We start from the raw sequence: 13,511 nt of genomic DNA, 5'->3' as shown, positions 1-13,511 counted from the left end.
TAAGTGGGGCTTATAAAATGTGATTAAAGCCTACGATAGTAGACTCTCACCACAGCTTTATAAATTCACGCCATAACTGCTTTAATCGCTTCTAAGCCTTTTTTTAGGGTATCTGCATCGGTAGCATAGTTGATACGAATACACTCGTGCTTGTGCGCCCAATCATCGTCAATACCAATAAAAAAGTTGTGACCTGGGATCACATACACGTCTTGCTCTTTAAGTTGTTGATACAGTACCTCGCTTGTTATTTTTGCATCTTTAAACCACAGCCACATAAAAAATGCGCCTTCAACTTTGTGTAAATAAACAGGTAGTTCGGCAAATACTTCATCAAACAACTCAATCGCTATGTGTGCTTTATTGCGATAAAAAGGCAGTACAACGTTGCGGCACAGTGGGAGTAGTTCGTTGTCGTTAATTAAGCGTGTCACTAAGCTTGGGCCAATACTATTTGGCGATAAAACCATGCTGCCGTTTACGCGGCCAATTGCTTTAATAATCTCATTATTGGCAACCACAATACCGCTGCGTAAACCCGGTAGGCCCAGTTTTGAAAGTGACATACATAAAATAATGTTTGAGTTCCACGTTAGGTTTGCATCGGTGTAAATACAACCTGGGAACGGATCGCCATATGCGTTATCAATAATGAGTGGAATACCATATTGCTTAGCAAGCAAATCAAGGTGTTTTACTTCATCGTCAGTAATTACATTACCTGTTGGGTTGGTAGGGCGTGATACGCACAGCGCGCTTATGCTGCTGTCGTTTGCTAATGTGTTTTCAACCGCTTTAAAATCAATGACGTATTTAAACTGTTTTGATGTGCTACCTGTATTTAAAATTTCGATATCAGGCTTTATGGCAACAAACATATCAGGCGATAAACCTTGGTCGGCATAACCTATATACTCTGGCGCGAGGGGGAATAAAATCTTTTTGTGGCTGCCATCCGGCATTTCGCCTGCCAACATATTAAACAACACAAAAAAGTTAGCTTGGCTGCCATTGCCAAGTGCTACGTTATCGGCGCTAATATCCCATGCGTGCTCTTTACTTAGCTGGCCTGCTAATACAGCTCTAAACTCGTCGTTACCGGTTGGGCCATCGTAAAGCCCAAATACTTGCGATACTTTATTGCTGGCAACTAGTTTTTGTAATTCACTTAAAAAAACCTCATTTACTTGTGGTACTAATGCGGGATTACCGCCACCCAGCATAACAATATTAGGATTGTTGCTGTTTTTAGCACCGCCTAAATCTTCCATTAACTGAGTAATGCCGTTGGGTTGTGTAAATTTAGTGCCAAAGTTTGAGTAGTTCATAATGCATAGCGTTTGTTAATAATGGGGAGGGCAGTATAGCGTAAATATAGGGCTTAAATCCGATGATGAGAATAATTCAATGCTTAGCTTTGTAGTTGGCTATGACAATGTAATTTCTATAAAACAAAGGCTAAGTTAAGGTTTTTTAACGCCGTATAGAAACTCTTCGCCGCAGTCCATATACAAATCAAATTTGGTCATAACTTTTGTAAACATGGGGGCGTGTAAAAACTCGTTTAACCATGCGCGTACATGCGTGTATTCACTTTGTAAGTACCAGTGTTTATCTACACGGGCAAACTGCCTAATAAATGGCAGTAATGCGTAGTCGGCTAGACTTTTTTCATCGCCTATTAAGTATTTATGCGTGGTTAGTTTTGCTTCAAATTGCTTAATAAACTCTTCGCAGGCTTTTTGGTAATAAAGGTGTGCCATGTCTTTTGTGCGAGCATAAAATTTGTACTTTTCGAGCACGGGTTTAAATTGCGTGTCGTTTAGCTTAATTAACTCAAGCATGTGCTCAAGTGCTAATGGGTCTTGAGTATGCAGTAAATTATGCGGATCGTTTTGCTTTAAAGCCCAGAGCATAATGTCTAGGCTTTCATCTATAACTTGATTATTCGGCAGTAATAAAACAGGCACCGTGCCTTTTGGCGATATTTGCAAAAGATGCGGTGGCTTGTTTTTAGTTTTAATAGCGCGTAGTAAAACGGGTTGCTCTGCCATTAAAATACCCATTCGTGCACGCATTGCGTATGGGCAGTGTTGTAATGAATATAATAATGGCAGTGTCATTTTAATACTTACCTTAGCTGTTTAAGCCTTCAACATATTGCTGACGCGTTTTTACTTTTACCATGTGATTTAACTGATCAGCAGCGTGTGTTTGCCCGCTAATTAAATCTTGAAAATGGGCAAGCAACACGGCTTTGTCTAGCTTTTCTTTATCGCCTGAGCCAATGTCGGTTAAATCAATCATAAACTCGTCAAACTTGTCGGCGTAATCGGTTACGATATCCATGTTTAAAAATTGCTCATGGTTATAAATGCTCGGGTAGCCACCTTTTTGTTTATCAATAGCAAAGCTAATGCCTTTAACATTGGTAACGGTGGTTTCTTTTTTACAGCTCAACATACAGCTTGCGTCAATGCGTGGTTTTTTACAGCCAACGGTTTGCTGGAAAAAACACTGTCGGCTGGTCATCATTAGTATTGGGTGATAAATGCTGTACATCACTTTAAAGTTGTTAGGGCGTTTAATACTACGCATTTGCTGTTTGTTTATTTCGTTTGAAATAAACGCGCCTTTTGCGTTTAAATCTTCTTGTAGGGTTAGTAACGCGTAAGAGTTTGTGGTGTTTAATAATGGGCCTGCAATCCAGTCAATGCCCATTTGCACTGCTTTAAATGCTACGCCTGTGTTGTTACTAATAATAAGCTTAGGTTTTACAACCTCGAGTAAACGTACCGCTTCTTCAAAATCTTTACCAATTAACACCGCCGGAAACCACGGAATTAACTGTGGGTGCTCTAAAAATACATTAATGTATTTATCGTTATCGGTTCTAAAGCTCTCAGGTAATTTAAAGTAAACATCGCCATCTGTTAAATCACAAAGGTGAACGTCTTTTATGTCCGATATTAAAATAGACAGTGTTGTTTTATTCTCTGCTTTTTCGTGGTTTACTAGTTTTGGTAATTCAACAGGCGCGAGTACGTCTTTGCCTTCGTTTAATAAAAACGCGACTTGCTTTTTAATGCGCGCTAGCTCTTTAAACGGAATGCTTAAGTTGTTGCCTAAGTTTGAGTAATCCATATTTTTAATTTCAAAATTGGCATTACTAAAGCTTTTAAAGCGTTTATCAATAGCAGCAATATCAACAACCGATTTATCGGCGGTTTGCATAGGCATTTGCGATTGAACTTCAAAGCGTAGAGGCTCTTTTTCGTTTTTACTCGAAAGCGTAATATCGTTTTTATCTTCAATAATTATGTTTACAGTGAATGGCTGATTTAATCGCCCTGTAAATTCTAATGTAAGCTCGCGTTTTGAAATATCTAAAAATTCAATTTTCTTTTTAACTAACGAATCAATTTCACTTTTTTGGGTAGAAAGCTCTTGCTGTGCATCGTAAATTTGCACGACCGAAATTGCGTTGTTTTTTTCATTTGCGTGATCAAAACTATGGTCACGCGGGTTATCGGTAAACATGTTTTTGGTCATGTCACCTTGCAAAAACTTATTAGTAAAATTACGGTTAAATACTTTATATAAGCTTGAATCGTCTTCAATTAAATTACCTGTTTGTACAAAGGTATCTATTTGTTTGCGCCAGCTATCAATAACGGTATGAACGTAGTTAGCACCTTTAATGCGGCCTTCTACTTTTAACGAGTCAACACCTGCGGCTACCAACTCAGGTAAATCAAAATAGGCTGAATTATCTTTTAAGTTTAACGGATGTTTGTTACCCATAGCCGTTGGCTCGTATTCATCACGACATGCTTGTGAACAACGACCACGGTTACCTGAGTTACCCACGCTTACTGAGCTTGAATAACATTGCCCCGAAAACGCAATACATAACGCCCCGTGCACAAATACTTCAGTTAATACATCGCATTTATGCGCTACGTCGGTCAGTATTTTAATTTCAGTTAGGTTAAGTTCGCGCGATAAATTTACACGTGTAGCGCCAATGCGCGCTAAAAACTCAACCTGTGATTCGTTATGCGTAGTTAACTGAGTTGATGCGTGAATATGCAAAGTAGGAAAGTGCTTTTTAACTATATTGAACAACCCTAAATCTTGTACAATAATGCCATCGAGCGTGGTATTTACGAGTTGGTTAAGTAGCTTAAATAGCGCGCCCATTTCGTGCTCTAATATAACTACGTTTAGCGTTAAAAATATTTCACAGCCGTATTCATGGGCTAGGCGAAGTGCGCCGTTAAGCTCATCAAACGAAAGATTAGACGCTCGGTTACGTGCATTAAAGGTATCTAACCCACAATAAACCGCATTAGCACCGGCTACAATGGCGGCTTTTACCGCGTTTACATCACCGCCTGGGGCTAATAGTTCAATCTTTCTACTCATGACAACTTCACTTCGCTCATATTTAATTGCCGCGAATTTTATCTGGTTAAGCACGTTAATGCTATTTATTGAGAGATATAATGATTTATGGTTTGGAAAAAGGTTAAATTCAGGAGTGATATTTAAGCAAGAAAGCTTAACATACTAACTTAAATGAAATTCGAACTAGATATATTATTAGTAAATAAATATTAGTAACATTAAAGTATAGTACCTTATTATAATTCGTGCAACGTCTAGTAAACCGTTGAATCAGAATGAAAAGTCAGATATGGTTGACTTTATAATAGTTATATAATTTAAAACAGCTATCTTATAGATGAATTGTATAATTAAGCACATATCACAATGAAACTGTATATAAGATTAAATAGCTATAAGGATGCAGATGGCTACTTTAGACGAAATTATTAGTACAAAGAGAAATTCATTAAAAACTGATAGATTAGATATGTCATTTGGTGAATTAATGAGTTTATTTGAAGAAGGTGATTTGTTTATAACTCCTGAATATCAAAGGGTATTTAGATGGTCTCTTTTTCAGCAAACTAGATTTATTGAGTCTGTTTTATTAGGTATACCAATCCCACCTATATTCGTCGCAGAAGATGATGATGGTAAATGGGAGGTTGTTGATGGGTTGCAAAGAATCTCAACAATTTTTGCTTTTTTTGGTGTGCTAGAAACTGTACCAGATAAAAATAACTCAGTTCTTTCTGAAGGGGAAATGGTCAAAGGTCTAGAAGGTAAAAGTATAAAAGACTTCTCACTAAAGCTAAAAACCACGATCAAGCGCTCTGTCTGTCGTGTTGAGATAGTAAGATGGGATAGTAAAGAAGATGTAAGATATGAGTTGTTCAATCGATTGAACACAGGATCAAGCCCTCTTTCCGAACAAGAAATTCGAAATTGTATCTTTCGTTCTTACTCTGTTGATCTTAATCAAATTTTACGTGATGTGGCTTTAATTCCTGAATATATAGAATTAATTAGTCCTTCAGAGAAGAAAAAAGAAGAAATGTTTTTGGAGGAATTAGTACTTCGCTTTTTTGCTTTTAAGCATCTTGAAGGTGATTTTAGAACTACTGTTGCACAGTTTCTAACTGAATTTATGAGATCCGTCTCAAAAGGTGAAAAAGAATTCGATATAAATAAAGAAAAAGACGAATTTATATTATTTATTAATTTTTTACTTAACAAGTTCGGTAAAGAAATTTTCAGACCAAAGGGTAATTTCGCTAACCATATTTTTGACTCTTTAGCTTTTGCCGTTCCTAAAACTTATAGTTCAATTGCTGGAAATGAGGAAAAAATTGAAGTAGCAATAAGAACATTATTAGATGACAATCAATATAATTCAATTGGTACAAGTACTTTTTCTAATATGAGAATCAGAGCTCGTATGGATCGTGCTATGGAGATTTTTGCCGCTAATGCATGACTTAGTTGAAGAGATCCAGGAAGAAAATAAATGGCGTGATGGTGAGTTAGCTATTTTTAAGCAAAATCCTTTAAATGTAGATACTAAACTTTGGAATAGAATGTGTTTGCCCATGATATACGCACATTGGGAGGGCTATGTAGTTAATTCACTTAAATTATTGATTGGTTACTTGAATGATTTGGAGCTTCTACCTACTGAGGTTTCTACAAAGTTTGTAGTTTTAGGTTTAGGTAATAGATATAACTCTTTAAGTGGAAAGCAATCTTTTGAGCAAAAAATTGAATTTACAGAGAAGTTTAAAGAACTATTCCAAAAAGCACTCAAATTTAAAAAAGATATTGATACGAAATCAAATTTAAACAGTAAAGTTCTTAATGAGTTATGTTCTGTGTTTGGCTTCAATTATATTTCTTTTAAAGGTGTAACATCAGATATCGATAGGATCGTAACATTCAGAAATAGAATTGCACATGGTGAGAATTCAATTATCCCTGAGTCCGAAGGCATTGAGAGTTATATAGTCTCAGTAACGGAAGCTACTGATATACTTTTAACGGAAATTGAGCACTTTATACGTACTGAAAACTACCGATTGAACAACGTCTAATAGATTAATTTAAACAAAATGTTATTGAGAAATTGAACCTTCGAACTATAAAAAGAATAATAGCTGTAACCGTTTGTTAGAAAGTTGTAGCCTTGAATTTATTTTGCTTAGACCCAACTTATTATTAACTTTTAAGAGGGCTAGTGATGAGCTTTCTAAAAGAGTGAGCGTGCAAATTTATGACCTCTTTACTTATATTCATACAGGTAATTTACGCCTGTACTTGGATTACAAACTCTAAATCGCATAGACATAAATTTAATCATTTGTTCACGTGATCAACAATAGTATTTATATAAATGTATGATAAGGTTTATGTTTACTTATTGACCTCATATAACACATGAAAAAATCGCTACTTTTTTTACTAATTATTATTATCTCTTCAGTGGTGAGTATTCAGTTATTTATTATTCCGCAATTTGAAAACAAGGTGAGGCATCCCACTGAAAAATGGGCGTTAGAGTTTTTAACATCGGGTTCTACCGATTTACTTGCCGAGCAACTTAAAGGTATACCTAAAAACGATAGATTAGCTTATTTAAACAATATACAGGCTAATTTTGGCTTTGCGCTTTCTTTGCAAGCATATAATCAACGTGATTTTTCGAGCGAGCAAAACACCTTACTTACAGAAAATAAAATTTTAGGCGACCCATTTGCTGATTTAGTTTATCGAAAAATTGATGACAGCCAGCTCTTAGTTATTGTTAAGCCAAACTCTGTGCCCAAGCATTTAGTAAATGAAGCACAGCGTTGGATGATGGGCACTTTTTATTTACTTAATAATAGGTTAATACAGTACCCTAAAAAAGAGTGGCCGCAGGTTATTGATTCGCTAAGCCATGAATTTGCATATCCTGTGATAATGAAAACCTTGAGCGAATTAAATTACACATCGCAGCAAATGGCTGAAATAGAACAGGGCGTGATGGTTTCTATATCATCAAACGATTCTGATTTTATAGGGTATCCCGCCGATATAGTGATTGTAGTGGTCAACTAATTTTGGCCACAGTTTTAGAATCTTGATATCTAACCTCAGATTCATTTGGCGCTAAACCGGCATTATAATGATGCGGCCTAACATTGTTGTAATATCCATTTATGTAATCACTTACGCTATATTTAGCGTCTATAAAGTTTCCATATCCAATCTTTGGCATCCATTCCGTCTTAAAGCTTCTAAAAAACCGCTCCATTGGCGCATTATCCCAACAATTTCCACGTCTACTCATACTTTGTGTGATTTTATAGCGCCATAAACGTTGGCGATATTTTAAACTTGTATAATGGCTACCTTGGTCTGAATGGAACATGAGTCCTGTCGGTTTCCCTCTGCTTTCATATGCGAGTTCAAGCGCTTTTAGCGTTAAATTAGTATCTGGTGACAACGACATTGCCCAGCCAACCACTTTGCGTGCAAATAAATCAATAACCACGGCTAAATAAGCCCAGCGATTGCCTGTCCAAATATACGTCACATCACCGCACCACACGGTATCCGGCTCAACAACATCAAACTGTCTATCAAGCAGGTTTGGGATTTCAAGGTGTTCATTACCACCACGTTTATATGAATGTTGAGGTACTTGGCAGCTTTCGAGCTTTAATTTAACCATTAGCTTAGCTGCACGATAACGGCTCAATTCAAAATCATTGTTCGTTGCTATCGCTGCGATTGTCCGTGCCCCTGCTGAACCACCACTCATCGCATGTATTGCTTTTACTTCAGCCTCTAATCTTGCTTGCTCAGGTGTCGGCGCTGTATCCCGTATGGCCCAGTACTTATAGCTGCTGCGATGCACATTGAATACGCTACACAGCAGACTAATTGGATAACGCTCTCGTTGATTTAACTTCTCGATTAACGAGAATTGTTCAGGGAGTCGGACATCAAGAGAGCGGTAGCCTTTTTTAATATATCCTTTTCTAATTCAATGCGTTGGATTTGTTTTTTAAGTTCGCGGATTTCAATTTGTTCGGGCGTCATTGGTGACGCTGATGGTGACTGACCATTGCGTTCTAGCTTTAATTGAGTAACCCACTTACTTACGGTTGATTTACCCACCCCCATAGCTTTTGCTGCGTCTTCTTGCGTATAACCTTGGTCTACTACAAGCTGAGCCGTTTCTAATTTAATTGCCGCTGAATATGTTGCGCGTTTTAATTTCGTCATTTTTTCACCCAAATTTGTATGCTTATTAGCATAACATTTCTTTCTTAATGGGTGGCCAAAATCACTGTACCACTACAGATGCAACGTATTGGCAATAGCGATCAGGTTATTGTGCTAGGCCCATTTAGCCCTGAGCTAAAAAGTAAAGTTGTGTATATGTTGAGTGTGTTTTATTTTATATTCGGCTTTTTTTTACTGATCCCTATTATTATTTGGTTAATTCCTGGGTGGCGTTCTATGCGATCTCTTAACAAGGTTGCTGCGCTGCTTGGGCAAGGTAAGTTTGAAACGCGGGCTAAGCTTATTCGTTTTAGTCATTTAAATAACTTATCTAAAACATTTAATATAATGGCCGAAAAAATACAGCGTTTAATTTCTTCACATAAAAATTTGGTTAATGCGGTGTCGCATGAGTTACGCACACCTATTGCGCGTATCGAATTTAACTTAGAATTACTTCGTGGCAGTACAACAAACGACTATCAGGTAGGGCAGTTAGATCGTATTGAAATTTCGCTAAATGAATTGAATTTACTTGTGTCTGAAATGCTTACCCACGCTCGCTTTGATAGAGAAGCCCCAACATTAGCATTAGAAACCGTTGAGCTTAATCAATGGATAAAACAAGAGCTAATTGTTTGGCAAGAAGCAAACCCAAAAAAAACAATTACGTTACTTGAAAATGCTGAGTGTGAAGCACTGTTTGATAAGTTTTATATGAGCCGAGCTTTAAGTAATTTGATTCGAAATGCGATTGCTTATGGGCGAGATGTTATTCAGATCAGTTATCAAAAAGTGGGGAAAGGTTGGTTAATATATGTAGAGGATGACGGCGATGGCGTTGCTAAATCAGCTCGAAGAAAGATATTTGAGGCATTTTACAGAGAAGATGAAAGTCGTAATTTACAAACAGGCGGAACCGGTTTAGGCCTTGCTATTGTGAAGCAAATATTAGATTGGCATGGCGGTGAGGCGAGTGTTGATGAGTCTTCTTTGGGTGGCGCACGTTTTATTTTTCACTGGCCTACTAACATGTAAGTCACGGATAGGTTTGCAATTAATTAAAATGATTAGACACATAACTCTGCTTAGTAAGAGATCAATCTTATAATCGTTAAACAGAGCCTGTATATAAGCCGATAGGTATGACATGGAATACGTTATGAAACCAAAAATTTTAGTTGTAGAAGACGATTTGCCGTTGGCAGAGTCTATTGATGAGTATTTAACGCTTGAAGGGTATGAAGTTAAAATAGCGGCTAATGGGGAGGATGCGGTTACAACTATTTTACAGTGGCAACCTGCATTAGTTATTTTGGATGTTATGTTGCCCAAAAAAGATGGCTTAACGGTGTGTCGTGAGGTTAGGCCTTTGTACAATGGTTATATTGTTATGTTTACCGCACGAGAAGAAGAAATTGATCAAATTGTTGGGCTTGAAATTGGCGCAGATGACTACTTACTCAAACCGGTAAAACCTCGTTTATTACTTGCTAAAATTAAAGCGTTTTTAAGGCGTGAGCAACCTATGCAAGCTGCTGGGATAAACACACAAGCTAAAGGTTTTATAAGCTTTGGAGAACTCGTTATTGCATCCCACAATAGAACGGTTACGTTAGGTGGTTTGCCAGTGCAACTTACCGATGGTGAATACGACCTTTTAATACTGCTGGCTAAAAATGCTGGCACGGTTTTGTCTCGTAATAGTATTGTTGGACAGTTAAAAGGTTATTATTATGACGGTATTGAACGTGGTATAGATAACCATATTAGTCAGTTACGCAAAAAATTGGGCGATGATGCGCGTAATTCTTTAAAAATTAAAACGGTACGCTCAAAAGGGTATTTGTTTGTTGTAAGTGCATGGTAAATAATAGTGTTTGTAGCAGTAGCATATTAAAGCTACTGCATTTAAGGCGCTATAAATGTTATTCCTCAGCCATTACTCGTTTACCGTTTTTATCAATAATAAGTAAATAAGAAGCGCCAAAATCACCAGTGCATAAATCAATAAATTTATCATCAATTTTTAAACCATTAGCGCAGCTGTTAACGCTTAAGTAGTCGGTGATTTTGCCTTTTTCAGTGGTTATTGTTTTAGTGTTATCGATTAAAACAGTGTAATTACCGTTAGCAAATAAACGTACATTAAATACGTCTGCATTATTGTTTTGCTTTTTACTAATCACCGAAACAGTTTGTTCGCCCGATGCTTTCAAGGCAATAACCCATAGGTTATCGTTATTGCTTAAAGTTTTGGTTATACGCTCTTCTTGGTTTGTGGTAATGCTGTTTTTAACACCTAAATTGATCATATTGTTAATTGCTTTATAGCTGTAACGATAAGTTGTGCTTACTGTGTTACTTGCTACATCGGCTGAAATAATAGTATCGATATCAAATAGGCCGCTATAACCTGTGCTAATGTTCCTTTTTTTAAGATGAAGATCGGCCATGTAGTCTAGTGAATTTACAAAAGATACTCTTGCCTCATGAGTTAATTTATTATCTAGCTCATCTGAGCTTTCACCACAGCCACTTAAAATAGTTGCAAAGCCAAACAACAATGAAATACGTAGTCCTTTATTACTGGTGTTCATAATAATCTCCATAATTTTTAGTTTTATTGCATTTAGTAACTGATTCTAGAAATGAGGTATTTAAGTCGTAAATTTATAGCTCAAAGGCTAACATATCAGTAGACATGTAATTCTCAGGGCTTGTCGGGTATTGTCATGAATTGTAAGAAGCTGTTAATTTTTTATGTGTTTATCAATTTCGCAGTGGGTTACTTCTTATTTTTATTAATTTTATACAGGCTAATTTTATCAGTAATCTTCCCCCGTTATGTACGCAAGAAAGTGCAAACTCTATTCCTGCCATTGAGTCAGAAATCATGAACACCCAACTAAAAATAGCCACATTTAACCTGTTTAACTACCTTGAGCCGCCCAATGCATACTATGAATTTGAGAAAATTTATACCGCGCAGCAGTGGGCTAAAAAACAGCGTTGGATTGTTGATTACTTAACAGCGCACGCGCCGGATGTGATTGGTTTTCAGGAAGTGTTTAGTATTGATTCGTTAAAAGAGCTAGTTGCTGAGCAAGGTTATAATTACTTTGCAGTAGTTGATACGCCAGAGGTGATTGATGACTTTATTTATAAACGGCCAGTAGTAGCGATTGCCTCTAAATATCCCATAGTTGAAGTAGCAGCGGTTGAGCATGACAGCGAGCTTGCAAGTACGCTTGGCCTTAATAGTGAGTTTACTTTTAGTCGTAAGGTATTGAGAGCGACCGTTACTTTGCCGCATATAGGCAATACTGATTGTTACGTGGTGCATTTTAAATCTAAGCGCCCAATGATTAATGTTGATGAGCATAATAAAGAGCTTACACCCGAGCAAAACATAATTGAAATTTTAAAAGCGAACGTAGCGGGTGGGTGGGGCTCAACGATTCAGCGTGGCAGTGAAGCTACATTACTAATGATAAAAATGATTGCCCGCCGTGAAGCTACGCAGCAACCCATGCTATTAATGGGGGACTTTAATAATGAACTTGCGGATGGTGTATTAAGCCATTTACTGACGAGTACGCTACGCTTTGCACCTGCGTTTGACGCTAAAACCTACCTTGCTAAATATTGTTTAAATGATTCATGGGATTTGTTTGTTAAGTCGCAGCTAAGTAATGATGAAGTGATTAGCGATGAAGCAATAACAAACGATGTACAAAGCGATTGTGATAGCAGTAACAGCCAAGTAAAAAATATAAACATAACAAAAGCAGCACCGTTAAGACCGGCAACACATTATTATGGCGTGAGCAGCTCTGTGCTTGATTACATTTTATTGTCGTGTGAGTTTGATGCTAGTTACGATGACAGCTTTTTTGAAGTCAGTGGTTATAACACTTACGACAGGCACTTAATAAATCCCGAGTATGATCGAGACGATCTAAGCACCGACCACGGTGTTGTGTTGATCACACTAAAATTAAGGTCTTAAAGGGTGTTTTTATTATGAAGAAATTAATTACATTCTTGGTTTTTTTTATGTTTAATTCTTTTGCTGCAGAATTTCCTACCAGTGCACGTTCTGAAAAAGCGATATCAATGGTTGCACCCACTTTAAAAAAGCAACTATCTGATAAAGGGCTTGAATATGGTGCACCTATATTTATTCGAATATTCAAAGACCCAGGTATTCTAGAAGTCTGGCTGGAGTCGGATGATGGCACATTTATACACTTCAAAAATTATGAAATTTGTACTTTTTCAGGTGATCTTGGCCCTAAATTAAAAGAAGGCGACAACCAAAGCCCTGAAGGCTTTTATTATGTTGATGCTAGTGGGCTTAATCCTTGGAGCAATTATCACTTATCATTTAATTTGGGCTTTCCAAATAAATATGACCGGACACACAACCGAACTGGCAGTGCACTGATGGTGCATGGCAACTGTGTTTCTATTGGCTGTTATGCGATGACTGATGAATATATAAATGAGATTTACGCGTTGGGTGCTGCAGCGTTAAAATCGGGGCAATCTTTTTTTAGGGTTCATTCATTTCCGTTTATGCTTGAGGATGAAGTTTTATCAAAGCATAAAGCAAACCAATGGTACCCTTTTTGGCTTAACCTTAAAGAAGGTTACGATTACTTTAACAATTATAAAAAGCCACCAAATGTTGAAGTTTATAAAGGAATGTATACGTTCGAAAATAGATATTAATGGTAAAAAATATACGTAAATAATCGGGCTGTTTAATTATATTTTTTGTCGTTTAAAAATATTAACCGTTTTGATTGGTTGTTAGCTTATTTGAAATCTTTATTATTGAGTTGAAT

General features: G+C 36.9%; 12 protein-coding genes. 7 read left to right on the top strand and 5 right to left on the bottom strand.

Annotation, left to right across the window (positions count from 1 at the left end; all coding sequences use genetic code 11):
• Positions 1–65: 65 nt before the first annotated feature.
• The 3 genes from LOS73_RS12940 to LOS73_RS12930 all read right to left on the bottom strand — a co-directional run bounded on the left by LOS73_RS12940 (position 66) and on the right by LOS73_RS12930 (position 4,428).
• Positions 66–1,328: a valine--pyruvate transaminase gene (locus LOS73_RS12940; protein ID WP_457933793.1), complete on the bottom strand. Its 1,263-nt coding sequence runs from the start codon at positions 1,326–1,328 to the stop codon at positions 66–68.
• A gap of 135 nt (positions 1,329–1,463) precedes the next feature.
• Positions 1,464–2,123 (bottom strand): glutathione S-transferase, encoded by a 660-nt coding sequence (locus LOS73_RS12935; protein WP_457933792.1) that lies wholly within the window; start codon positions 2,121–2,123, stop codon positions 1,464–1,466.
• Positions 2,124–2,136: 13 nt separating this feature from the next.
• On the bottom strand, positions 2,137–4,428 hold the full coding sequence (locus LOS73_RS12930; RefSeq protein WP_457933791.1) for a peptidase U32 family protein: 2,292 nt from the start codon (positions 4,426–4,428) through the stop codon (positions 2,137–2,139).
• A gap of 388 nt (positions 4,429–4,816) precedes the next feature.
• On the opposite strand from LOS73_RS12930, the gene LOS73_RS12925 reads away from it, so the two are divergent.
• From LOS73_RS12925 to LOS73_RS12915, 3 genes are all read left to right on the top strand, one after another.
• Entirely contained in the window at positions 4,817–5,869 is a 1,053-nt protein-coding gene (locus tag LOS73_RS12925; RefSeq protein ID WP_457933790.1) for a DUF262 domain-containing protein, read from the top strand.
• A complete protein-coding gene (locus LOS73_RS12920; protein ID WP_457933789.1) occupies positions 5,862–6,479 on the top strand; it encodes an MAE_28990/MAE_18760 family HEPN-like nuclease in 618 nt (205 codons plus the stop codon). Before LOS73_RS12925 ends, LOS73_RS12920 begins: the two co-directional genes overlap by 8 nt.
• Before the next feature lie 343 nt (positions 6,480–6,822).
• Positions 6,823–7,485, top strand: coding sequence for a hypothetical protein (locus LOS73_RS12915; RefSeq protein WP_457933788.1), 663 nt, complete (start codon positions 6,823–6,825; stop codon positions 7,483–7,485).
• Here LOS73_RS12915 and LOS73_RS12910 read toward each other — a convergent pair.
• Positions 7,478–8,658 (bottom strand): IS3 family transposase gene (locus LOS73_RS12910; protein ID WP_096794087.1). Its coding sequence is split into 2 segments (ribosomal slippage): positions 7,478–8,400 and positions 8,400–8,658, totalling 1,182 coding nucleotides; the frame shifts between segments, so codons are not numbered across the junction. The genes LOS73_RS12915 and LOS73_RS12910 overlap by 8 nt on opposite strands.
• A gap of 78 nt (positions 8,659–8,736) precedes the next feature.
• Between LOS73_RS12910 and LOS73_RS12905 the strand changes: the two genes are divergently transcribed.
• Together LOS73_RS12905 and LOS73_RS12900 are read left to right on the top strand one after the other, a co-directional pair.
• Positions 8,737–9,696, top strand: coding sequence for an ATP-binding protein (locus LOS73_RS12905; RefSeq protein ID WP_457933787.1), 960 nt, complete (start codon positions 8,737–8,739; stop codon positions 9,694–9,696).
• Positions 9,697–9,820: 124 nt separating this feature from the next.
• Entirely contained in the window at positions 9,821–10,528 is a 708-nt protein-coding gene (locus tag LOS73_RS12900) for a response regulator transcription factor (protein ID WP_033023171.1), read from the top strand.
• A gap of 58 nt (positions 10,529–10,586) precedes the next feature.
• Here LOS73_RS12900 and LOS73_RS12895 read toward each other — a convergent pair whose 3' ends face one another.
• A complete protein-coding gene (locus LOS73_RS12895) occupies positions 10,587–11,258 on the bottom strand; it encodes a hypothetical protein (protein ID WP_457933786.1) in 672 nt (223 codons plus the stop codon).
• Between the two features lie 296 nt (positions 11,259–11,554).
• Here LOS73_RS12895 and LOS73_RS12890 point away from each other — a divergent pair, with 296 nt between their 5' ends.
• Both LOS73_RS12890 and LOS73_RS12885 read left to right on the top strand, forming a co-directional pair.
• Positions 11,555–12,670, top strand: a complete 1,116-nt coding sequence (locus tag LOS73_RS12890) for an endonuclease/exonuclease/phosphatase family protein (RefSeq protein ID WP_457933785.1) — start codon at positions 11,555–11,557, stop codon at positions 12,668–12,670.
• 47 nt (positions 12,671–12,717) lie between these two features.
• A complete protein-coding gene (locus LOS73_RS12885) occupies positions 12,718–13,395 on the top strand; it encodes a L,D-transpeptidase family protein (RefSeq protein WP_007375690.1) in 678 nt (225 codons plus the stop codon).
• Positions 13,396–13,511: the final 116 nt, after the last annotated feature.

The sequence above is a fragment of the Pseudoalteromonas sp. SCSIO 43210 genome, assembly GCF_054133285.1.
Note: the sequence above shows the minus strand (reverse complement) of the source record. Positions and strands in the feature narration are given on the sequence as shown.

What these genes read in the sequence shown, in the direction of transcription:
- LOS73_RS12940 (WP_457933793.1), bottom strand. Translation starts at nt 1,328, where the DNA reads ATGAACTACTCAAACTTTGGCACTAAATTTACACAACCCAACGGCATT.
- LOS73_RS12935 (WP_457933792.1), bottom strand. Translation starts at nt 2,123, where the DNA reads ATGACACTGCCATTATTATATTCATTACAACACTGCCCATACGCAATG.
- LOS73_RS12930 (WP_457933791.1), bottom strand. Translation starts at nt 4,428, where the DNA reads ATGAGTAGAAAGATTGAACTATTAGCCCCAGGCGGTGATGTAAACGCG.
- LOS73_RS12925 (WP_457933790.1), top strand. Translation starts at nt 4,817, where the DNA reads ATGGCTACTTTAGACGAAATTATTAGTACAAAGAGAAATTCATTAAAA.
- LOS73_RS12920 (WP_457933789.1), top strand. Translation starts at nt 5,862, where the DNA reads ATGCATGACTTAGTTGAAGAGATCCAGGAAGAAAATAAATGGCGTGAT.
- LOS73_RS12915 (WP_457933788.1), top strand. Translation starts at nt 6,823, where the DNA reads ATGAAAAAATCGCTACTTTTTTTACTAATTATTATTATCTCTTCAGTG.
- LOS73_RS12905 (WP_457933787.1), top strand. Translation starts at nt 8,737, where the DNA reads ATGCAACGTATTGGCAATAGCGATCAGGTTATTGTGCTAGGCCCATTT.
- LOS73_RS12900 (WP_033023171.1), top strand. Translation starts at nt 9,821, where the DNA reads ATGAAACCAAAAATTTTAGTTGTAGAAGACGATTTGCCGTTGGCAGAG.
- LOS73_RS12895 (WP_457933786.1), bottom strand. Translation starts at nt 11,258, where the DNA reads ATGAACACCAGTAATAAAGGACTACGTATTTCATTGTTGTTTGGCTTT.
- LOS73_RS12890 (WP_457933785.1), top strand. Translation starts at nt 11,555, where the DNA reads ATGAACACCCAACTAAAAATAGCCACATTTAACCTGTTTAACTACCTT.
- LOS73_RS12885 (WP_007375690.1), top strand. Translation starts at nt 12,718, where the DNA reads ATGTTTAATTCTTTTGCTGCAGAATTTCCTACCAGTGCACGTTCTGAA.